Here is a 22,703-nt window from a genome sequence, read left to right on the forward strand (position 1 = left end):
TACGTGTTTTATTTTGCAACTAACATCATAAAGAAAAACTGTATGATTGGGAAGTAGGGATTTTCTCTGCTTCCCTTTTTATTTAGGAAAAATTCCTATTTTTGCCAATAATAATTATACACTAACTTTTGACTTTTTCTATCTTTTTTCGCACTTTGGTTTTTTTTGCTTTTTTTACCTGTTTCGCCGCGCTTTTCAGCGCGGCTGTGATCTCAGGCTTCCAAAATATTTCCCGGTTCCTGCTGCCAGAAGAAGAGACGTGATTCCGGCAAACAATATAACAAATGCTTCTTTATCCCGACATGCATCAAACAAGATTCCATACAGTGCATTACCTAAAGGCTGTGAACATGTCGACACCGTCAGTGTCATTGCAATTACTTTTCCTATCAGATTCCGAGGTGTCGCAATTTGAATGTACGATATCATCTGTACTGTAAAAATCGTGGAAAACAGCATGACTATAAAACAACATACTGCCATTACTCCATAAACTGTCAGCGCAGAAACAGGAAGAAGCATCGAAATCCCCATTGGAAACAAACACAACGCGCAGATCAGTATTGCTTTTCCTGCATCTTCTATCTGTAGCTTTTCTGAAAAGATTCTCGCACATATGCCACCGGCAAGCCCTCCTGCTCCAAGTGCTCCTTCTGCAAATCCACAAAGTCTGTTTGCCAGATTGGTCTGAATCTCCAATACTTCTGTAATGATGTATGGCATTCCTACTATAATCATTGCTGACAAAAACAGGTTGATTCCGCAGATTACCAGCACAACTTTTCCGATCTCCGGGCGCTCTCTTCTTATAAATTGAAAACTTTGCTCAAAATCTGCACGGACGATTTTCCAGATTCCCTCTTTTTTCTCCGGCTTCTTATATGGAATATGAATAAAGATTTCCATTACTGCCGATGCAAAAAAGCAGGCTGAACAGACAATCAGAACAGTACGCAGTCCATAAGTACTGTAAAGGCCTCCTCCGAGTACAGGTCCGGTCAGAGAAGACAATGAATTCACCGTATTAATCACCGAATTTGCTTTCATGACATGCTGCTGTGTTACCAATACGGGAATTGCGGACTGAACAGATGGCTGATACGCTCCGGCAATTCCATACAGCAGCATCAGAGCACCTGCCAAAAGGAAAATCTGACCGTCCTGCTCCAAAAAAATTGAAACGAAAATAGTTAATGCAGCTGTAAAAAAATCAAGAACAACCATAATCGTCCTTTTGTTTACACGGTCTGCCACAATTCCTCCAATCGGCGACATAACTATTGATGGCAGGAATGCGCAGGCCGTCACCGTACCATAAAGCACAGAAGAGCCGGTCTGGTTCAGTAGATAAAGCGGGATCGCAAAGCGCAGTGCTGCATTTCCAAACAGGGAAATGATCTGCCCGATTACAACAAGGATAAAGTCTCTCGAAAATCGTGCTTTTTTCATCATGATTATACCTCCATTTTTTCTATTTTATTTGTTGTTCTGTTGCAGGTAAACATGGCTCCCGCCACAAATACTACGCTCATTCCTGCTACAGGTACCTCCATCCAGAATCTGTCTGAAATCATCTGAAGCTGAATCCCTGTTACCCATGACACTGCATACAACACTCCAAGCGGTACTCCAATTCCTGTAATTGCGACTGGCAAAGTCAACGCACCTACCAACAGACATTTGATCTGATAGATCTTTTTTCTTGGAACAGGGTAAGAAAAAAGAAGGGAAGCTTTCTCTTTTCCATAATCCCTGATGATCACATTTCCTGTTGCCGTTGTTGCAAAGATAGTGCAGCACGCAAAGTTTAGCGCACTCACTAGTGCCGTCTGTCCTTCCCAAATAAGAAAAATCGTATCTTCCTCTCCTTCCGTCTGCGAGACTGCCAAAAACAAAAGTGTCATTCCCGTTAAAAGGTTCATCCAGTACAAACAGATCAGGATGATGAATCATAGCACGCGCCAGTCCAAGCCTCTGTTTCATACCAAGCGAATATGTAGATACCGGCTTATTCCTGACTGAAAACAATCCGGTCTGATGCAGGATCTCTGAAATATTTCCAGATGTCTGCATATACGCAAGATGCATTTTTAAATTTTCCACCGCATTCAGATGTTCATAAAATACGGGCCTTTCTATCATACTGCCGATCCGGGTCAGATATCTTCTGTCTGTCTGCGGCTTTTCGCCACATAGAAGAACACTTCCTTCCTCTGCCCTCTGAAGTCCCAGCAGAATTTTCATCAATGTTGTCTTACCGGCTCCATTGATTCCTACAAGTCCATAACTTTCCCCTGCCCGGATCTCCATACTGCACTGCAAAAGTACACACTTGTCCTCATACCATTTCCCGATTCCTTTTGCTTCTGCTATGACCATATTCTTTCCTCCTTTTAATACCGGGCGTCGGTATGTAAAATTTTATAAAAGAACTGCCCGTTTTTCAGGGCAGAATCCCTTTACTATTTCTTTTTGTTGTAAATCACTGCCAGTTCCTGCAGTCTCTGCACCATTTCTTCATCCACAATGTCCAGTCCGAATCCCTGCATCATCTGTCTGAATACCATAAATTTTGCATAGGACTCTTCCGGACTACTGTCAAACACCATCGGATTCATCCAGATATTAGCCGCCAGTATAATCAGCTCAGCAAGCTGTTCCGGAAACTCTGTCTGGATCGATCCATTTTCAATTCCCTCTTTGATAATCGGAAGAATATAGTACGGTGCCACTACTTCGACCGTCTCCCGGAGAAGACTGTCAAGCAGCCGGGGATTATTCTGAAAATCCGGAGCCACCGTAAAAATATCTTTCTGTACCGGACGGTTGATTGAAGCCTTGAAAATCTCCTGCAGCTTCTCCTTCCCGTTCATGGCGGATGCATCCCGTATCTTTGCAAGTCCCTGGTTTGATTCCATTGTCATACGGTCTGTTACTGCGATCAGGATGTCTTCTTTTGATTTGAAATGATGATAAATTGCCCCCTTACTCAAGCCCCCCAGGTTGTTGATGATGTCCTGGATAGATGTATGCTCATAACCTTTTTCCAGAAACAGGCGGCTTGCTACATCCAGGATCTTTTCCACAGTCTCTTCCGGATGCTTGTTTCGTGCCATTTCAATCCTCTCCTCTATACATACTTTTAGTATGTATAGAATTTATCATACTGTCGGTATGTTTGTCAACCCTTTTATAGATATTGAATTGCTTCGCCGACATTTTTTACCCCGATCAACCTCATCCCTTCAACCTTGCCAACGCTGTCCATGGAAACAGCCGGCAGCATACAGGTCTGAAATCCAAGTTTTTTCGCTTCCAGAACTCTTTGCTTTGGCATGCTGACCGCACGGACTTCCCCGCTTAATCCGACTTCTCCAAACACAATCATATGCGGATCTGTGACTTTATTCTGATAACTGGATACAAGCGCCAGAACAATACCAAGATCAATGGCAGGTTCATTCATCCGGATTCCACCTGCAATATTCACATAAGCATCGCAGTCTCCCAGAGCCATGCCAAGCCGTTTTTCCAGTACTGCCATCAGCAGATTTACACGATTATAATCTGTGCCCGCTGCCGTTCTTCTCGGCATACCAAAGTTTGTCCGGCAGACCAGCGCCTGAATTTCCAGAAGAATCGGCCTTGTTCCTTCCATGGAGCATGCTACAATGGAACCTGACGCCTGTTCCGGCCTGCCGTTCAGCATAAATTCAGACGGATTTTTGACTTCGTGAAGCCCGTCCTCTCTCATTTCAAAGACGCCGATCTCATTGGTGGAACCAAATCTGTTTTTGACTCCCCGCAGAATCCTGTAGGACGCATGTCTGTCTCCTTCAAAATACAGAACCGTATCCACCATATGTTCCAGCACTCTCGGACCGGCCACTGTTCCTTCCTTTGTCACATGGCCGACAATAAAGATCGTAATTCCCATACCTTTTGCCAGATGCATCAATGTGTTGGTTGCCTCCCGTACCTGCGAAACACTTCCCGGCGCAGAACCAATCTCCTCGCTGTACATCGTCTGGATAGAATCGATCACTGCCACATCCGGTTTTTTCCTCTGAATCACTTCCTCGATTGTTTCCAGATTTGTTTCACACAAAAGGGTAATCCGGTCACTAAAGTCCCCCATCCGGTCTGCCCGAAGTTTGATCTGCCTTGCAGATTCTTCTCCGGAAATATAAATGATATCTTCTTTCTTATCTCCCAGAATCCGGCACATCTGCAAAAGCAGCGTGGACTTTCCGATTCCCGGATCCCCGCCCACCAAAACGAGAGAGCCTTTGACAATCCCTCCACCAAGTACACGGTCCAGTTCTTCCATCTCTGTCCGGATTCTGTCCTCCCCTTTTGTTTCTATCTGTGAGAGGGAAACCGGCTCTGCTTTTTCCCGGTCTCTGGTCATACTGCCCTTTTCCGGGATTTTCTTTTCTTCTACAAATGTATTCCATTCCTTGCATGCAGGACACTGCCCAAGCCATTTTGCCTCCTCGTGCCCGCAATTCTGACAGAAAAATACCGTCTTTTTTGTCTTTGCCATTCTGATTTTCCTCTTTCCTGACTGAATTTCTCTCTGATAATACCTGAAGTAAGTCCAATATACTTTCCTGATAGAATAAAAAAATGCTGCAAAGCCATCTTCCGGTCTTTGCAGCATTTTGCCTGTCCAGTTATGCTTTTATGATTCTCACACAAACAGTCTGATCCGGCTGCAGCTCTGCACTGACACTTAATTTTCCACTCAGGTTTGTCTTCATCTTCCCTGCGTTCACATCATCCAGATATACAGTGTATTCGCTGTCCGCCTCCAGTTCCAGTGTAAACTGAGCATCCTCTTTACCGCTCACCTGAAAAGATACTCCGCTTTCCTCCGCGCGGAATCCTTCTACTGCAGTTCCTGGGACCGATTCGTAAACGAACATGCCATTTTTCTCAAGCTTTGTGATCTCTGAAAAGGTCTTCACCTTATAGATATCTCCCTCAAACTCGAATCCTTCTTTCTTCGTCTTGGAAGGTAAGGTATAATCGCCGAAGCTGATCGTTCCATCCTCATTCGCCCTCAGTAACTCTTTGACTGCTGTCATGTCTTTTTCCTCCTGGTCGTATCTTATATTTACCGTAGTCTCATTATATAATAAACGGCTCTTTTTTTCTAGTTCTTTGTCTCTTTCACTGTAAATTTTATCTCTTTTTTAGAAACTCCTGCTTCCACCAGATCGCCCCGCTTGATCTCTCCATTCAGTATCGCTTCTGTCAGCGGATCTTCCAACTGTGTCTGCAGCGCACGTTTCAACGGTCTTGCTCCGTATTTCCGGTCATTTCCGGATTCGGCAATCTTCTTTTTCACAGAGCTTCGGATTTTCAGTGTAATATCCAGCTGCTCCTTTGCCCTTCTGACCAGATCCTGACACAACAGTCCTACAATCTTTTCCAGTTCTTTTTCTGTCAGGGCATGGAACACAATGATCTCATCGATCCGGTTTAAAAACTCCGGACGGAAGATCCGTTTCACTTCATCCATTACATTGCTCTGCATCTTTTTGTAATCTTCTTTTTCGTCCTGCACGGCATTGAATCCAAGACGTTTTGCATCCACGATGGACTGAGCGCCCGCATTGGATGTCATAATGATGACCGTGTTTCTGAAGTCTACTTTTCTTCCCTGAGAATCTGTAATATGTCCGTCATCCAGTACCTGAAGCAGGATGTTGAATACATCCGGATGCGCCTTCTCAATCTCATCAAAGAGTACCACGGAATATGGATGCCGTCTGACTTTTTCGCTGAGCTGTCCGCCGTCCTCATGTCCTACATATCCCGGAGGGGAGCCGATCAGCTTGGATACGCTGTGTTTTTCCATGTATTCGGACATGTCGATCCGGATCATGGACTCTTCGTCCCCGAACAGTGCCTCAGCCAGTGCCTTGGAAAGCTCGGTCTTTCCGACTCCTGTCGGTCCAAGGAAGAGGAATGAGCCTACCGGTCTGGTCGGATCTTTGAGGCCGACCCGGCCTCTTTTTACTGCTCTTGCTACCGCACTCACCGCATCCTCCTGGCCGATCACTCGTTTGTGCAATGTCTTCTCCAGTTTTCTGAGACGCTCTGTCTCTGACTGGGCAAGCTTCTGCACCGGAATCTTTGTCCATTCTGCCACAACTTCCGCGATATCCCCTTCTGTCAGGACAATCCGGGAATTCTTCTGTTTCCGGTTCAGTCTTCCTTTGGCCTGACGAAGTTTCTCACTGGTTGCCTTTTTCTCCTTCACAAGAAGTGATGCCTCTTCCATACGCCCTTCTTTGATGGATGCTTCCAGATCCTGATCCAGATTCCTTACCAGCTGTTCCATCTGCTCAATGTTCTCCGGTACTTTGAAGCCGCGAAGCGCTGCTTTGGAGCAGGCTTCATCCAGAACGTCAATCGCCTTATCCGGCAGGAATCGGTCGCTGATATAACGGTCAGAGAGTACCACTGCCTCCTCAAGCGCCTCCTGGCTGATTGCAATCTTATGATGTGCTTCATATTTCTCACGGATTCCCTCCAGAATCCGAACAGTCTCTTCTTTGGACGGTTCTTCTACCATGACCGGCTGGAATCGTCTCTCAAGCGCGGCATCTTTTTCAATGTATTTCCGGTATTCCGTGATCGTTGTTGCCCCGATAAGCTGGATCTCCCCTCTTGCCAGAGACGGTTTTAAAATATTGGACGCATCCATGGCGCCTTCCGCGCCGCCTGCGCCGACTACCGTATGAATCTCATCCAGGAACAGGATAATGTTTCCGTCCGCCTTCACTTCATTGACCAGTCGTTTCATCCGCTCTTCAAACTCTCCCCGGTATTTGGAGCCGGCAATCAGAGCCGCCAGATCCAGTGACAGTACTCTTTTTTCTCTCATTTTTTCCGGGACCGCCTCTTTGGCGATCCGCTGTGCAATGCCTTCGATAATTGCCGTCTTTCCTACACCCGGCTCACCGACCATGCACGGATTGTTCTTTGTTCTGCGGCTTAAGATCTGCATCAGTCTCTGCATCTCTTCCTCACGGCCGACCACCGGATCCAGCCTTCCATCTTCCGCAAGGGCTGTCAGGTCGGTGCAGTACTGTTCCAGAACTGCGCCTTTTGCAGCGCCTTCATTTTTTTCGGCAAATGCTTTTGGATTTTCTCCGATAGCAGCGAGGCAGTCCTGCATCACCTTCTGAAGATTTAAATTCAAAGTGATGAGAATCCTTGCCGCCACGCAGTCAGTATCCTGAATAATTGCCAGAAGCATATGCTCCGTTCCAATTTCTTCCATACGGAAACGCTCCGCGATCTTCCGGCTTTCTTCCAGTATGAATTTCAGTCTCGGGCTTTCTTCCGGTGTCCCCGAAAAGGTCTCTTCCCCTACCGTGGACACCAGTTCTCCCACGACTTTCACCACTTCATCCTCTTTCAGGCCGTTCATATCCAGTACCTGCCCTGCCACTCCGGAATAGACAGATTTCAGCCCCAGAAGCAGATGCTCTGTCCCGATGTACGGATGCTTGAAATCCTTCGCGTAGTTTCCGGCCGCATCCAGTGCTTCCTGGGCCTGCCTTGTATATCTGTTCTCCATGCCTATCCTCCTGATCTGATTTACTCTGTCTCGTATTCGTGGAAAATCTCGTCCACCAGCTCGTGTACTTCTTCCCGCGTAATATTTTTACAGTATCCTCTTGCAAGGACCATACGGAGCTGCCTCTTCATATCTTCCAGCGCGTGAAGTTTATCCTCACTGACCGCAATCACAGCTCCCCTCCTTCTGTCAAGCTGTATGAATCCCTCCTGCTTCAGTACGGTATAAGCCTTATTGACCGTGTGCATGTTCACGCCGATCTGCTCGGAGAGTTTTCGCACCGATGGGAGCGTGTCTCCATCCTGAATCGCGGAAAGTGCGATCCCCATAATGATCTGGTTGCGCAGCTGCATGTAGATCGCTTCATCACTGTTAAAATCAATCTCTATCATGATTTCTTTCATAAACGCTCCACCCTTTTCTTTCGTTTGTTACACACATCATATAACAGATGGCATGATTTTGCAAGAAAAAGATACTTTATCCGGCTTTCCTATGCTTCAAACAGCGGCGTGGAGAAGTACCGTTCTGCCGTGTCAGGGAGGATCGTTACCACAGTTTTTCCTTTTCCAAGCTGTGCTGCCATTCTGCGGGCTGCTGCCACATTCGTTCCACTGGAGATCCCGCACATCAGTCCTTCTTTCGCCGCAAGTTCTCTGGCTGTCTGAAGGGCTTCCTCGTCTGTCACAATTGTAATATCATCATAAATCTCCTGATCGAGGATGCCCGGAATCAGCCCGTCCCCGATTCCCATCTGCACGTGGGTTCCCACTTCCTTTCCGGAAAGAATCGCCGCATGTTCCGGTTCGACTGCCCAGATGACGGTGTCCGGATTTGCCTCTTTCAGTGCCTTCCCGATTCCCGTGATGGTACCCCCGGTACCGATTCCGGAACAAAATCCGTCGATGGTGCAGTCTGCCTGTGAAAGAATCTCCCGTCCGGTCCATTCATAGTGCACCCGGACATTATTCTCATTTTCGAACTGTTGCGGCACGAAAACATTCGGGTTTTCTTCGGCCATCCGAAGGGCAGTGTTCAGGCATTCCTGAATGCAGTCGCCAATATTCCCCGCATCGTGGATCAGTCGGACTTCCGCTCCGTACTGACGGACCAGTTTTCTTCTCTCCTCACTGACAGAATCCGGCATGATGATGATTGTACGATATCCTTTTACTGCACCGATCAATGCAAGACCGATTCCCTGGTTTCCGCTTGTCGGCTCCACAATCACGGTATCTTTTGTAATTTTTCCTTCCTTTTCAGCCGCCTCGATCATTCCAAGTGCCGTCCGCGTCTTGATGGAAGCACCCACATTGACCGCCTCAAATTTCACAAGAATCTGCGCGTCATCCTTCCCTGTCATGTGCTGCAGACGGATCAGAGGGGTATTCCCTGCCGCCTCAAGTATATTTTCATAAATCATCTGACCTTACTCCTTTTCTTCTCGTTCTTCTTATTATATGCCCTTCTTTCTCCTTTTGCAATCAAGGCTGGAAAGAACAAAGAGTTCCGCGAGTGCGCATCCCGCGGAGCGTTTTTGTTTAACAGGGAACGAAGTTTCCTGTTAAATGAAAAAACGGATACAGAGCCTCTTTCTGTACCCGTTCTTCCGGTTTTCCCGCACCTTTATGCCTCGTCAATGGCCTTTCCGATATCATGGCGCATATATTTGTTGGCAAAGGAAATCCACTCCGTTGCCTCGTAAGCGTTCTTTCTTGCTTCTTTTAAGTCTGCTCCCTTTGCGGTAATGCCAAGAACACGGCCGCCGTTTGTTACGATCTCGCCTTTCTCATTTTTCTTCGTTCCCGCATGGAAACAGTAATATCCTTCTTTGTCTTTGAAGTTTTCAAACCCGGTAATCGGGATGCCTTTCTCGTAGGAAACCGGATAGCCGTCAGACGCCAGCACAACGCAGACTGCCGCATTGTCTTCGAATTCCAGATTGACCTGATCCAGCGTTCCGTCAATGCATGCTTCCATGACATCTACAATGTCTGTCTTCATTCTTGGAAGTACAACCTGCGCCTCCGGATCTCCAAATCTTGCATTATATTCCAGTACCTTCGGTCCGTCTTCTGTAAGCATCAGGCCAAAGAAGATGATTCCCTTGAACTCTCTTCCCTCCGCACGCATAGCGTCCACGGTCGGCTGGAAAATGTGCTGCTCACAGTATGCCGCAATCTCTTCGGTATAGAACGGGCTCGGTGAAAATGTACCCATTCCACCGGTATTTAATCCTTCATCTCCGTCTTTGGCACGCTTGTGGTCCTGTGCGGAAGTCATCGTTTTTACGGTTTTGCCGTCCACAAAAGAGAGAACCGATACTTCTCTTCCTGTCATGAACTCTTCCACTACCATTGTATTTCCGGATGCTCCGAATTTCTTATCCAGCATGATCTCTTTGACGCCTTCTTTTGCTTCCTCAAAACTGTTGCAGATCAGAACGCCCTTTCCAAGCGCAAGTCCGTCTGCCTTTAAGACAATCGGATATTTGGCTGTCTCCAGATAGGAAACCGCTTCCTCTGCATTGTCGAAATTTTCGTAAGCAGCCGTCGGAATATTGTATTTCTTCATCAGATCTTTGGAAAACGCTTTGCTTCCCTCGAGGATCGCCGCATTTTTCCGTGGTCCGAAGGTACGGATTCCGGCTTCCTCCAGGACATCCGTCAGTCCTCCTACCAGCGGATCATCCATTCCGATCACAGCAAGATCGATCTTCTTTTCCTTTGCAAAGTCCCGGATCTTCTCAAACTCCATCGGTCCGATCGGCGCACACTCTGCAACCTCCTCGATCCCTGCATTTCCCGGAAGGCAGTAAATCTTCTCCACCTTGCTGCTCTTTGCGACACTCATGGCGATAGCGTGTTCTCTCCCGCCTCCGCCGACAATCATTACTTTCATCTGACATCCTCCTTACTGTATCAACCAGAAAAAGGGTATTGTCTTTCTTTCCTACAATACCCCTTTTTGTCTCTATTTCTGAATCACGACATGTCCGTCTTTTACAGACACTTTCCCGTTGGCGATCAGATTGACCGCTTCCGGCATGATCTGCCACTCTGCCTGCTCCATCACACGTCTCTGAAGCACTTCCGGCGTATCGTCCGGGAACACTTCCACTGCTTTCTGAAGAATAATCGGTCCGGTATCTGTCCCTTCATCTACAAAATGCACGGTCGCTCCTGTAATCTTCACTCCACGCGCCAGGGCAGCCTCATGTACTTTCAGCCCGTAATATCCCGTTCCGCAGAAAGACGGGATCAGAGACGGGTGGATATTGATAATCCGGTTTTCATATTTACGGATCAGCTCCGCCGGGATCACCACAAGGAATCCGGCAAGCACGATCAGATCCGGCTGGAACGCATCCACCGTCTCCATGAGGGCATGGTTAAACCGGGCACGGTCCTCAAAGTCTTTCGGGGAAACGCATTTTGCCGGAATCCCTGCCTGCTCGGCCCGCGTCAGGGCATATGCCTTTTTATTGTTGCTGATCACACCGGCCACTTCGGTGTTTGTGATCTTTCCATCCCGCACCGCATCCAGAACGGCCTGAAGATTCGTACCGCCGCCGGATACCAGGACTACCACTCTTAGCATAATGTGACTCCTTTTTCTCCTGCCTCAATGTTTCCGATCACGCAGGCTTTGTCTCCTGCTGCTTCGATTGCGGAAAGTGTTGCTTCCACATCGCTTTCATCCACGGCAATCACCATTCCGATTCCCATGTTGAAGGTATTGTACATCATATGTTCCTCGATATCCCCTTCTTTCGCAAGCATGCGGAAGATCGCCGGAACTTCATAGCTGTCTTTTCTGATTACTGCATGTGTGCCGTCTTTGAGCATACGCGGTACATTCTCATAGAATCCGCCTCCTGTGATGTGGCTGCATGCTTTTACAGTCACGCCTGCCTCGCGGATACTCTTGAGAGCCTTTACATAAATTCTTGTCGGTGCAAGAAGTGCCTCTCCGAGCGTACATCCCAGACACTCATGATACGTCTCCAGAGACTCTCTGCTCATGTCAAATACTTTTCTTACAAGAGAAAATCCGTTGCTGTGTACACCGGAGGAAGCGATGCCGATCAGGACATCTCCTTCTTTTAATGTCTCTCCTGTAATCATATCCTTCTTGTCGCAGACACCTACGGCAAATCCGGCCAGATCGTATTCATCCTCTGCCATCAGTCCAGGATGCTCTGCTGTCTCACCGCCGATCAGAGCCGCGCCGGACTGTACGCATCCTTCTGCAACTCCGCTTACGATCGTAGCGATCTTTTCCGGTTCATTTTTTCCGCAGGCAATATAGTCAAGGAAAAACAGCGGTTCACCGCCTGCACAGGCAATGTCATTGACACACATTGCCACTGCATCGATTCCGATGGTGTCATGCTTGTCCAGTACCATGGCAAGCTTTACCTTTGTTCCGCATCCATCTGTACCGGATAACAATACAGGCTCCTCCATGTTTTTGATTTTCTCCAGTGAAAAGGCACCGGAAAATCCTCCCAGTCCTCCGATCACTTCCGGACGCATCGTCTTTTTGATGTGCTCTTTCATCAGTTCTACTGACTTGTAACCTGCTTCGATATCCACACCTGCATTCTTATAATCCATGATCGTTCCTCCATAAGATCGTGTTTTCTGAATTTATTTTGCGGCTTTCTGAGCCATGTATTCTTTATGTCCAAGCTTTGCAAGCTTCTCCGCCTTTGCCTCGACCTCTTCCTTCATCTCTTTTGAGTAGTCTTTCAATCTCTGAAGCAGCTCCGGATCAGAGGTTGCAAGAATTTTCGCTGCAAGGATTGCGGCATTCTTTCCGCCGTCGATTGCTACTGTTGCAACCGGGATTCCAGGCGGCATCTGTACGATGGAATAAAGTGCGTCCTGACCGTCCAGTACCTTTCCTGTCATTGGAATACCGATGACCGGCATCGGGAAGATTGCAGCGCACATGCCAGGAAGATGCGCAGCCATTCCGGCTCCTGCGATGATTACTTTGAAATCCTTTTCTTCCGCAGATTTCGCGTATTCGTAGAAAACATCCGGCTCACGGTGTGCGGAGATGATTGTCATCTCGTATTCTACTCCTAATTTTTCCAGCATATCAGCAGCCTGGCTCATTACTTTCATATCTGAGTCGCTGCCCATAACAATTCCTACTTTTGGCATAGTGTCCTTCCTTTCTTTTCTCAGGTCTATGATTTATAAGTTTTCTAAATAAATAGATTCCTATTTATAAGTTATTTTACTAATACAGGCGGGCTCTGTCAACCGATGCCCGCCTGTGTAGTGATTATATTTTCTTATAACTGGGAACCTGCCCTGCTTATGATTTAGCGGCAGTCCAAAGGTTCGTTCAAAATCTCTGTTCCCGGCAGGACAAAACGTCCGTCTTTCAGAAGCGGAATTTCACTTCCGTCTTTCCGGATCACCGTGATCGCTCCCAGTTCATCGTACGGGATGGTGATATCTGTATGGCAGTGCATGTAGGCCTGTTCCGGATTCTCTTTTCGCAGAATGGAGACTTCGTTATCTCTTGCCACAATCTCTTTTCCGTCCGGATTGTAGACCTTCGTATCCTCACTGTAGCTGTAGCACGTATCGCCTACCGCAAAATGCGGTCCGGTCTTTTCCGCAATGAGAATCGGATACTTGTCCTCGATTCCGAATCTGCGTCCTGCCACATAGGCAGTCGTATTGGTTCCGATGGCAAATTCCCCCAGCGGAAGGGTCTCATGGTTAAACAGAATGTTTTCCTTCACATAGTCCCTGCACGCTTTTTCATCCTCAAAATTTCCGCATCCATACCCGGAAATCATGCCGTCCTGGAAACGGATTTCCAGATCCCGGTACTGAAGACCGTTTAAATATACCCGGCTTACATGCAGCACTCCGTTCGTGCCTCTGAGCACCGGAGAGGTGAATACTTCTCCCACCGGAATATTGACATCCGCAACGCAGTTTTCAAAAATCGTTTCTTTCTGCGGATCCTGAAGGCGGTAAAGCTGTACCGTCAGATCAGTACGGTTTTCGCCTGATCCGAGAATGTGTACGGACTCCCCTTCATCCAGAGCATCAATCATGGTCTGCTGTACTTTGGAATACAGGTCTGAATCCAGCGTATTGATCCGGATCACTTCTCCAAAGATCTCCTCAAACTTCTCTCCGATCTCCGGCACCGGCCATGAGATGATCGTAAAGCTTCTCTCATCGCCCGGAATATAGGTATTTGTGATCTGGCCTGCCTTGCCGTCAAAGGAAAGCAGCATTTCTTCCTGCTTTTTCGTAAGAGTAAGCGCCTCTTCTTTCTTCTGCGGAGCAAACGGAATCTCACCGAAGACTTCCATCACTGCCGGGCCGGCAAATCCTGCTGCCAGCTCTTTATTCTGCTCGTATACAGTCTTCATCACTTCCAGCCTGCGCTCCACATAGTGCTTGTCCATAAACAGCGCCTGATCGTCCTTATGGTCGTAATCATACTGCTGATTTGGAATTCTTCCGAAATACCCGTTTCTGGAAACACCGCGTCTTGTCAGCACACTTGCCCCTGCACGGTAGATCGTCGGGCGCAGCCCCATAGCTTCAAAGTTTGCGACTGCCTGCTTTACGACCCGCTCAAATCCAAGCTTAAACCGGATGTTTACCGTTGTCTTCTTTGACAGATCTTTATTTCCAAGAACAAATCCTTTGCGGAATCCCTCTGTATAAACATCCGCCATCTTCTGAATCGTCTCCTCCGGAAGATCGGCAATATATTTTGCCGTCTCGATCTCATTGTCGGAAATATATTCGCCATAGCGGTACAGATACTTCAGATCGCTCAAATCACTCCTGCAGATAATATCCACCGCAAAGGTACGGTCCGGATCGATCTGATCCATAATCCGGTCTGCCGCAAATACTTCACAGTAATCATTCGCGTACCAGTAAAAAATATCTCTGACTGCCTGATACTCCGGTTCCTCTTCAAAGCAGTTATAAATCTCAATAAATAATTCGTTCAGAATGGAGAGATATTCCATCTGTCCTTCATATGCATACACAATGCCGGAACGCATCTCACTGTAAAGCGCACTTAAAAAACTGCCAAACGTCTCTCCCAGCATTTTCTGTGCATAAGCCGGATTTCCATAGCTTGTCTCATACTGTTCCGGGAGAATATCCTCATAAAGCTTCCGGTTCTCCTCCGCCAGCATCAAAATATCCGCACTCTCCCAGTCTCTGTTTCGTACCAGTTCCTGTACCTCGTCCAGCATCAGAAGAAATTCTGCTGTCTTTCTGAAATAATCCCGGTACGGCTCTTTGACCGTCTCCTCTAACATGATAACGCCGAGACGCTCTTTGGAAAGCTCATATCGTTCTCTTACCATCACATCATCCATCTTACAAAAGCCCCCTGATAAAAATTCCCGCGAAACCAATCAGAATTGCCAGATTACATGCAACTCCGATCTTACAGGTAATATAATTTTTGTCTCGTTCTTTGAATCCCCGGAAACCGGTGATAACACCCATCCATGAGCCAAAAAAGATCACAAGCGCAAGCCCGCCGACGAACGCCGGAGCATTTCCTCCTGTGACAATGGAAATAATAATCATAACAATCAGCGCCACAAAAAAACCTCCCGCATAGATACAGGATGTGATTCCTCTGGATGCATGAGGTGTTCTATTTTCATCTCTCTTTTGGATCCTTTTTTTTCGTCTTTCTCTTTCCCTCTCCCGTCTTTTTCTACCTCTTATTCTTCTTCTGCCTCTGTCGTTTTCTTTGTCGTTTTTCCACATAGTTTCTCCTTATTACATTACATAGCGCAAACAGTATATATCCGCACAGTCCCCCGGCTGTATTCAAAAGCAGATCATCTACATCAAAGCTCCCTACTTTCGTAAGGAGCTGAAATACTTCCACAAAAAAGCTGATTCCAAAACTATAAAACACGGTAAGGAAAAAGCTCCGGTTCCAGTATCTGCTTGCCATCGGCATAAAGAAACCAAACGGCACAAAAATCAGTACATTTCCAATCAGATTGGTAAATGTCAGCAGGCCGAGCTGTTCCCGGTACGTCCAGAATCTCCGGATTTCTCTGAACAGTTCCAGATTGTAATGATACTCCCTCATCTCACCGCTTCGGCCATACCAGTCTGAAAATAACAAAAACCAGAACAGAAACACAATGTAAAGAACAAACAACAATTTGCCAAGTCTCCTCAGCCAGTTTCTTTCCTGTGTTCTCAAATCGGCACCGCCTTAAAATGTAAGCTTTTTCTGATTTTTAAATAAGTGCGCTCCTCCGATGATTGACAAAATCCCGCAGGTCACTCCGACAACCATCAGAATGATTCCGACTGCAAGATTGCATGCACCGATGACTCCCATGCTGCGGTATACTTTTTCTTCCATCTTACAGGCCTCCTTATTTTACTCCGTACTGTTCATAATATGCGTCAATTGCTGCTTTTAATGCATCATCTATCACAATCTTTCCCTGGCAAGGCTGATTATAAAGATGCTCTACAACTTCCTCCATTGTAACAATCGCCGCCGTATCAAATCCATACAGGTCTTTTACTTCGTCCAGCGCACATTTCTCGCCGCCTTTCCCTACTTCCATACGGTTCAGAGATACCATCAGTCCTTTGATTGTTACATCTGCAGCACCTTTGACCTTCGGCACGGTCTCTTCCATGGATTTTCCGGATGTCGTTACATCTTCGATCATGATCACACGGTCACCGTCTTTTAACTGGCTTCCAAGGAAGCTTCCCTTGTCTGCGCCGTGGTCTTTTTCCTCTTTTCTGTCAGAGCAGTAACGTACTTCTTTTCCGTAAAGCTCACTGTATGCAATCGCTGTTACAACGCTGAGCGGAATCCCCTTGTAAGCCGGTCCGAACAGCACGTCAAAATCATCACCGTATGTGTCGTGGATGGCTTTTGCGTAGTATTCTCCAAGCTTCTTTAACTGAGATCCTGTCACATAAGCTCCTGCGTTCATGAAGAACGGAGATTTCCGTCCGCTCTTTAATGTAAATTCTCCAAATTTGAGCACATCGCTCTCCACCATAAATTCGATAAACTCTTTCTTGTATGCTTCCATCTCTTTTCAAACCTCCGTGTTTGTGGACTTTTCATCCAGACTCTTTATTTTTATCCTTCTGCCCGTCATCATCAGGCAGCAACGGTTAAATTCTTTTCAATTCTAACATACTCCCTGAAGTTTTTCAATTCCCAGGGGCCTCCATATCAGATTTGATATCCGGTTATTTTCTCGTATAACTCATCGTGTATTCTACTTCCCCGGTTGCTTCATCCACACCTTCTCCGGCAATCCGGAATCCTTCTCTTTCATAAAACGCTGCTGCACCCTTGTTTTTCCGATAGACATGCAGCGTCAGTTTCGGATGCGTTTTTTTGACCTCATCGAGAAGCCTCTTTCCGATCCCGCGGGAACGGAATTTCTGTTCCACAAAGATTCCTGCAAGGTAGTCTCCCTGAAGTCCGGCAAATCCTCTTACAGCCTGCTCTTCCTCATACACGAAGATCTCCGCCTGCAAAAACTGCTTTTTGACCTCCGGAAGGTTTTCCTCCCAGTATTGCTTCGGCACAAACGGGTGTGCCTCTTTATTTCCACTTAACCAGACTGCTGCCACCTGGTCAAGATCCTTTTCTTCCATCATGCGAATCATACCGCTTTCCTCCTTCTTCCTTTCTTTTTACAGAGAAGTTGAAAAAGAAAAGGCGTACCTTTACGATACGCCAGACTCTTTCTTTTTGGTATTTCGATCTTCTTTCGTTTTTCCAAAATCAAATGTTATTTGACAATGCCTGTCATGTCGGCCACGGTCTGGAATCCGTTCTTGTCCATGTACGCCGCAATGCCTTCTGCGATTTCTTCTGTCGCCTTTGGATTGAAGAAATTCGCTGTTCCGACTGATACGGCACTTGCTCCCGCAAGAATAAATTCCACAGCATCTTCCCAGGTACTGATTCCTCCCATACCGATCACAGGAATCTTCACGGCGTTTGCCACCTGATATACCATCCGCACTGCCACCGGTTTTACAATCGGTCCGGATACTCCTCCGGTTTTATTTGCCAGTACGAACTGTTTCCGGTTAATATCGATCTTCATGCCGGTCAGCGTATTGATCAGGGAAACCGCATCGGCTCCACCCGCCTCTACCGCTTTTGCCATCTCCGTGATGTCCGTCACGTTCGGGCTTAACTTCATGATGACCGGCTGTTTTGCATATTTCTTTACCGCCTTTGTAATTGCTTCTGCCGCCTTTGGATTCTGTCCGAAAGCGATTCCGCCCTCTTTGACGTTCGGACAGGAAATGTTGATCTCCAGCATATCCACATCTTCGGACGCAAGCCGTTCCACGACTTCACAGTAATCTTCCTCGGAACGTCCGCAGACATTCACAATGATATTGGTGTCATACTGACGGAGGAACGGAATATCCCTCTCACAGAAGACATCAATCCCCGGATTCTGAAGTCCTACCGCATTCATCATACCGCCGTAGACTTCCGCCACTCTTGGGGTCGGATTGCCTTCCCATGGAACATTGGCAACACCTTTTGTCGTCACAGCACCAAGTTTGTTCAGATCTACGAATTCACAGAATTCCGCACCGGATCCGAAGGTTCCGGAGGCTGTTGTAACCGGGTTTTTCCACTCTACTCCCGCAATCGTTACTCTTGTATCTGCCATTATAATTCCACCTCCGTCGAAAGAAATACCGGACCGTCTTTACAGATGCGCTTGTTGTGCACATGGCTGTGATGATCGACTTCCTTTGATTTGCACACGCAGGCAAGGCAGGCGCCGATTCCGCATGCCATTCTCTCTTCCAGAGAAATGTAGCACGGAATGCCTTTTCCCTCCGCATAGTCTTTGATTGCACGGAGCATCGGTGTCGGTCCGCATGCATAGATAATGTCCGCATCCAGCTGATTTTCACGGATCGCATCCATCACGTTTCCTTTTGTTCCTACACTTCCGTCCTCTGTGGAAATATATACCGTTCCATTTTGCTCAAACTCTTTTTTCAGGAATGTCTGCGCATCCCGGTATCCCACAATAATCTGCTTTTCGCAGTCAATCTGACGGGCAAGTTCGAGAATCGGAGGTACCCCGATTCCGCCTCCCATCAGAAACGCTTTCTTTCCTTTTGCCGCCTCAAGAGGAAAGCCGTTCCCAAGAGGTCCGATGACCGGAAGTGTATCTCCCGCTTTCATTTTGGAAAACTCTTCTGTTCCGGTATTCTCTCCTGTTACCCTGTATACGACCCGGAGCATTCCCTGCTCCCGGTCGATCTCACAAATACTGATCGGGCGCGGAAGCAGTTTGCTTCCATCGTTTGTGTACATGGAAATAAACTGACCCGGCACTGCACTTTCGGCCGCCTTCGTCTTAATCCACATACTGAAAATTCCATCTGCCAGCTGTTCCTGAGAATGAATCACTGCCAGTTCTTTTTCTCTTTCTGCCATCTCTTCTTTTCCCCTTATCCGGTATTATCTGTTGTTCAGTGCCTGACTGATATCCGCAATCATATCTTCTACAGCCGCTCTGGAAGCATCTCCAAAATTCTCGGCTCCAAAACGTGCGTATTTCTCCTGCTTGTAGGCCGCGATAATGCCTCTGGATGAGTTGACAATTGCTCCAAGACCGTCCTCGTTAAAGAAGTGTACGAGATCCTTGCCCTGTCCGCCCTGTGCGCCGTATCCCGGTACCAGAATATAGGACTTCGGCATAATCTTGCGGAGCACTTTTCCCATCTCCGGGTACGTTGCTCCTACAACCGCGCCGATGTAGCTGTACTCATCTCCCATGCATCCTTCTCCCCACTGGGCAACTTTTTCTCCAACCAGTTCGTAGAGCGGACGTCCGTCGATCAGCTGATCCTGGAATTCACCGCTTGACGGGTTGGATGTTTTAACAAGAATAAAGAGACCTTTCTTTTCTTCTTTGCAGACATCGATAAACGGATTGACTCCGTCGGAACCAAGATACGGATTGACTGTCACAAAATCCTCGTCAAACGGGGCGTAGGATCTGCTTCCCACCTGTACCTTTCCGATATGTCCTACCGCATAGGCTGCGGATGTAGATCCGATATCCCCTCTCTTGATATCTCCGATAACAACAAGCCCTTTCTCCTTGCAGTAATCTACTGTCTTTTTAAATGCCGCAAGTCCCGGAATACCGAACTGCTCATACATGGCGATCTGCGGTTTCACTGCCGGAATCAGATCGTAAGTCTTGTCCACGATCTCTTTATTGAACTGCCAGATTGCTTCCGCAGCTCCTTCCAGTGTCTCTCCGAATTCTGCAAATGCTTTTGCTTTTACCTGATCCGGTATATAATTCAACATCGGATCCAGTCCTACTACGATCGGTGCATTTGTTTTCTTAATGTTTTCCACTAATTTGTTAATCATACTCTCTACTCCTGTTCCTCATATGCTTGATTTTTATAGACAACGTTTCCGTCTACCAGTGTGTATTTGACATCTCCTTTGACCTTCCATCCGTCAAACGGAGTATTCTTCCCTTTCGAGAAAAAGGTGTCCGTATCGATCTCATACTCTCTGGACGGATCGAAGACAACCAGATCCGCGATCTTTCCCTCGGATACAGAACCTTTGTCCTTCAATCCCAGAATTTTTGCCGGCGCAAAACTCATCCGCTCTGCCATCTGCATCGGCGTAAGCACGCCTCCCTCGACAAGCTCTGTATAAGTCAGCGCCGCGCTGGTCTCCAGTCCTACAATTCCAAACGCCGCCTTTCTCATCGGTACGTCTTTCTCCTCAACGGAATGCGGGGCATGATCCGTGGAGATGGCCTCCATGACTCCTTCCTTCAATCCCTGGCGGAGCGCTTCCACGTCTTCCATCTCCCTAAGAGGAGGATTCATCTTGAACCGTCCATGGTCCTCCGTAATATCATCGGTGGAAAGGGTAAAATGGTGCGGGCAGACTTCTGCTGAAACAGAAATGCCTTCCGCCTTTGCCATCCGCATCAGATCCACTGTGCCATTTGTGGAGCAGTGGCACAGATGCAGGTGTACTCCGGTATCCTTTGCAAGAAAAATATCACGAGCGGTGATAATGTCCTCAACGGAATTGGTGATTCCCGGAAGCGAAAGCTCCTCGCTTCTCTGACATTTGTTCATCACGCCGTCCTCTCCGGTATCCGGATCCCGGCGCAGATCGATCTCCTCGCAGTGCGCAAAAATCAGAAGTCCGTACTTTTTCGCAAGTTTCATTCCCTTACGGTACAGTGCGGAATTCATGACTGACTTTCCGTCCTCGGAAAGTGCCATGCACCCTGCTTCTGCCATTCCCTTGATATCGGCAAGTTCTTTTCCCTCTTCTCCTACCGTGATTGCTCCAAGCTGGATGATATTCACCGGCGACTCTTCCTTTGCCCGGCGGTGTACTTCCTCCACCTTTTCTTTCGTATCAATCACCGGTTTTGTATTCGGCATGGCGCATACTGTTGTTACCCCGCCCCGGGCAGCCGCTTCGCCTCCTGTTTTCAAAGTCTCTTTATACGTCAGCCCCGGATCGCGGAAATGTACATGCAGATCGATAAATCCCGGCATCACGTAGCAGCCGGAAGCATCCAGCATCTGCACATCCTCACTTTCAAGGCATCTCTGTATTTCTTCTCTGGTTCCTACTTTTTTGATTCTTTCTCCGTCTACCAGAACATCACAGACCTGATCTGTTCCGGTAAGCGGATCCAGCACATGTCCATTCTGAATCCATGTTTTCATTCAGTTTTCTTTCCTTTCTGCTTTTGCATATTCCTCATGCTCAAGTATATATCATATCTATCTTACCATAGGACATAAAAAAAAGGAATGAAAATATCATTCCTTTTCTGTTCCATCTACGGCATTTTGTACTGTCTCGACCGCTTTTTCCAGCTGATTGTCCGTCTGATCATCCGCTGACTTTTCCACAACAATATCCGGGGTAATTCCTTCTCCATGGATATTTCGGCCGTCCGGCGTAAAATACTGTGCCGTCGTAAGTTTTAAGCAGGAGCCGTCAGACAGGGAGTAGAGCGTCTGTACGATCCCTTTCCCGTAAGTCTGTGTCCCGATGATGGTTCCTGTCCCATAGTCCTGAACCGCGCCGGAAAAAACTTCAGAGGCACTTGCACTTCTGCCGTTCACAAGAACTGCGAGGGGCTTCGTAAACTGGTGCTCATCATCTGATGTTTTCGTGTCCACACGCTCCCCGTTTTTGTCTTCAGTATAGACAATTGTCCCCTCAGGGAGAAGCAGATCAAGAATCTGACAAACGGTATCCAGATTTCCTCCCGGGTTGTCACGAAGATCCACGACAAGAGCTGTCATTCCTTCTTTTTCCAACGTTTCCAGTCCGTTCTGGAATTGTTCATAAGTAACACTGTCAAACTCGGTAATCTTAAGATATCCGACTCCGCCTTCCTTCATCTCGGTCTTTACAGTCCGGTTCTCCACAATCTTTCTTGTCATTTCCATATCAATACTGCTGCCATCTCTGCGTACAGTTACGGTGAGCTTCGTATTTTCTTCTCCTTTTACCAGATCTACAACATCTGAGAGGGACATTCCCGTCACGTCCTTTCCGTCTACCGACAGAAGGACATCTCCGTTTTTCATTCCTGCGTCCTCAGCCGGGGTGTCTTCGTAGACTTCCTGCACGGTAATCTCAAGTGTCTCCTGATCCTGTGCCATCAAAGCCCCTATCCCCGCATATTTTCCCTCGGTGGAAGCAAGAAGGTCTTCTGTCTCCTCCTTGTCATAATAGACCGAGTAGGGATCTCCAAGTCCCGCCACATAGCCTTTCAGTGACATATCCTGCAGATCTTCCTCTCTTACCTCATCCTCATAGAGAAACTGATTTTCGATAATACTCTGTATCTCGGCAGCCTTCCTTGACGTGCCGGCACTGATTGCATCCGTGTGAAGACTGATCCTTCCCGTTGCTGTTAATCCTGCCAGCACAAGCAGTGCCGCCATAAACATCGTGAGGGCGCCATAAAGCGCCCCCTTAAGTAAAATTCGTTTTTCTTTCCTTTGATCTTCCATCTGATCCC

23 protein-coding genes are annotated in these 22,703 nt (G+C 47.3%); all 23 read right to left on the reverse strand.

The genetic code is table 11. The features are described 5' to 3' along the window. Nucleotides 1-195: 195 nt before the first annotated feature. The gene (locus Selli1_RS11890) at nt 196-1,452 is read right to left on the reverse strand and encodes an MFS transporter (RefSeq protein ID WP_281873090.1); all 1,257 of its coding nucleotides are present in this window, start codon (nt 1,450-1,452) and stop codon (nt 196-198) included. Nucleotides 1,453-1,476: 24 nt separating this feature from the next. Next, nucleotides 1,477-2,379, reverse strand: coding sequence for an ABC transporter ATP-binding protein (locus Selli1_RS11895; RefSeq protein WP_281873091.1), 903 nt, complete (start codon nt 2,377-2,379; stop codon nt 1,477-1,479). 83 nt (nt 2,380-2,462) lie between these two features. Beyond that, entirely contained in the window at nt 2,463-3,116 is a 654-nt protein-coding gene (locus Selli1_RS11900) for a TetR/AcrR family transcriptional regulator (RefSeq protein WP_281873093.1), read from the reverse strand. A gap of 74 nt (nt 3,117-3,190) precedes the next feature. Further along, nucleotides 3,191-4,546: a DNA repair protein RadA gene (gene radA / locus Selli1_RS11905; RefSeq protein ID WP_087169433.1), complete on the reverse strand. Its 1,356-nt coding sequence runs from the start codon at nt 4,544-4,546 to the stop codon at nt 3,191-3,193. A 130-nt stretch (nt 4,547-4,676) separates the two neighbouring features. Continuing rightward, nucleotides 4,677-5,090 (reverse strand): endosialidase, encoded by a 414-nt coding sequence (locus tag Selli1_RS11910; protein WP_087169381.1) that lies wholly within the window; start codon nt 5,088-5,090, stop codon nt 4,677-4,679. Between the two features lie 68 nt (nt 5,091-5,158). Continuing rightward, entirely contained in the window at nt 5,159-7,597 is a 2,439-nt protein-coding gene (locus tag Selli1_RS11915) for an ATP-dependent Clp protease ATP-binding subunit (RefSeq protein ID WP_281873094.1), read from the reverse strand. Nucleotides 7,598-7,617: 20 nt separating this feature from the next. Then, complete coding sequence (locus Selli1_RS11920) at nt 7,618-7,992, reverse strand: GntR family transcriptional regulator (protein ID WP_087169434.1); 375 nt, start codon at nt 7,990-7,992, stop codon at nt 7,618-7,620. A 98-nt stretch (nt 7,993-8,090) separates the two neighbouring features. Next, on the reverse strand, nt 8,091-9,020 hold the full coding sequence (gene cysK / locus Selli1_RS11925) for a cysteine synthase A (protein ID WP_087169383.1): 930 nt from the start codon (nt 9,018-9,020) through the stop codon (nt 8,091-8,093). A 203-nt stretch (nt 9,021-9,223) separates the two neighbouring features. Further along, a complete protein-coding gene (purD, locus tag Selli1_RS11930; protein ID WP_087169384.1) occupies nt 9,224-10,498 on the reverse strand; it encodes a phosphoribosylamine--glycine ligase in 1,275 nt (424 codons plus the stop codon). 72 nt (nt 10,499-10,570) lie between these two features. Then, entirely contained in the window at nt 10,571-11,197 is a 627-nt protein-coding gene (gene purN, locus Selli1_RS11935) for a phosphoribosylglycinamide formyltransferase (protein WP_281844710.1), read from the reverse strand. Beyond that, complete coding sequence (gene purM / locus Selli1_RS11940) at nt 11,191-12,216, reverse strand: phosphoribosylformylglycinamidine cyclo-ligase (protein WP_087169386.1); 1,026 nt, start codon at nt 12,214-12,216, stop codon at nt 11,191-11,193. The genes purN and purM overlap by 7 nt, the downstream gene beginning before the upstream one ends. Nucleotides 12,217-12,249: 33 nt before the next feature. Then, entirely contained in the window at nt 12,250-12,771 is a 522-nt protein-coding gene (gene purE / locus Selli1_RS11945) for a 5-(carboxyamino)imidazole ribonucleotide mutase (protein WP_087169387.1), read from the reverse strand. A gap of 164 nt (nt 12,772-12,935) precedes the next feature. Continuing rightward, on the reverse strand, nt 12,936-14,984 hold the full coding sequence (locus tag Selli1_RS11950) for an aminopeptidase (protein WP_242960256.1): 2,049 nt from the start codon (nt 14,982-14,984) through the stop codon (nt 12,936-12,938). 1 nt (nt 14,985) lies between these two features. Then, nucleotides 14,986-15,387: a DUF6142 family protein gene (locus Selli1_RS11955; RefSeq protein ID WP_087169388.1), complete on the reverse strand. Its 402-nt coding sequence runs from the start codon at nt 15,385-15,387 to the stop codon at nt 14,986-14,988. Beyond that, nucleotides 15,335-15,838 carry a VanZ family protein gene (locus Selli1_RS11960; protein WP_087169389.1) on the reverse strand — a complete coding sequence of 168 codons (504 nt, stop codon included), beginning with the start codon at nt 15,836-15,838 and terminating at the stop codon, nt 15,335-15,337. The genes Selli1_RS11955 and Selli1_RS11960 overlap by 53 nt, the downstream gene beginning before the upstream one ends. A 12-nt stretch (nt 15,839-15,850) precedes the next feature. Continuing rightward, nucleotides 15,851-16,003 carry a hypothetical protein gene (locus tag Selli1_RS11965; RefSeq protein ID WP_171027886.1) on the reverse strand — a complete coding sequence of 51 codons (153 nt, stop codon included), beginning with the start codon at nt 16,001-16,003 and terminating at the stop codon, nt 15,851-15,853. A 13-nt stretch (nt 16,004-16,016) separates the two neighbouring features. Beyond that, nucleotides 16,017-16,697, reverse strand: coding sequence for an orotate phosphoribosyltransferase (gene pyrE / locus Selli1_RS11970; protein ID WP_087169390.1), 681 nt, complete (start codon nt 16,695-16,697; stop codon nt 16,017-16,019). A gap of 163 nt (nt 16,698-16,860) precedes the next feature. Next, on the reverse strand, nt 16,861-17,286 hold the full coding sequence (locus Selli1_RS11975; RefSeq protein ID WP_087252499.1) for a GNAT family N-acetyltransferase: 426 nt from the start codon (nt 17,284-17,286) through the stop codon (nt 16,861-16,863). Between the two features lie 125 nt (nt 17,287-17,411). Then, entirely contained in the window at nt 17,412-18,317 is a 906-nt protein-coding gene (locus Selli1_RS11980; RefSeq protein WP_087169391.1) for a dihydroorotate dehydrogenase, read from the reverse strand. Beyond that, complete coding sequence (locus Selli1_RS11985) at nt 18,317-19,099, reverse strand: dihydroorotate dehydrogenase electron transfer subunit (RefSeq protein ID WP_087169392.1); 783 nt, start codon at nt 19,097-19,099, stop codon at nt 18,317-18,319. Before Selli1_RS11985 ends, Selli1_RS11980 begins: the two co-directional genes overlap by 1 nt. 24 nt (nt 19,100-19,123) lie before the next feature. Next, nucleotides 19,124-20,050, reverse strand: coding sequence for an orotidine-5'-phosphate decarboxylase (gene pyrF / locus Selli1_RS11990; protein WP_087169393.1), 927 nt, complete (start codon nt 20,048-20,050; stop codon nt 19,124-19,126). 5 nt (nt 20,051-20,055) lie between these two features. Further along, nucleotides 20,056-21,390 (reverse strand): dihydroorotase, encoded by a 1,335-nt coding sequence (locus tag Selli1_RS11995; RefSeq protein WP_281873096.1) that lies wholly within the window; start codon nt 21,388-21,390, stop codon nt 20,056-20,058. A 96-nt stretch (nt 21,391-21,486) separates the two neighbouring features. Then, complete coding sequence (locus tag Selli1_RS12000; protein ID WP_087252496.1) at nt 21,487-22,695, reverse strand: S41 family peptidase; 1,209 nt, start codon at nt 22,693-22,695, stop codon at nt 21,487-21,489. Nucleotides 22,696-22,703 lie beyond the last annotated feature (8 nt).

It is taken from the genome of Sellimonas catena (assembly GCF_027924685.1).
In the GTDB taxonomy this organism is placed as follows: Bacteria; Bacillota; Clostridia; order Lachnospirales; family Lachnospiraceae; genus Sellimonas; species Sellimonas catena.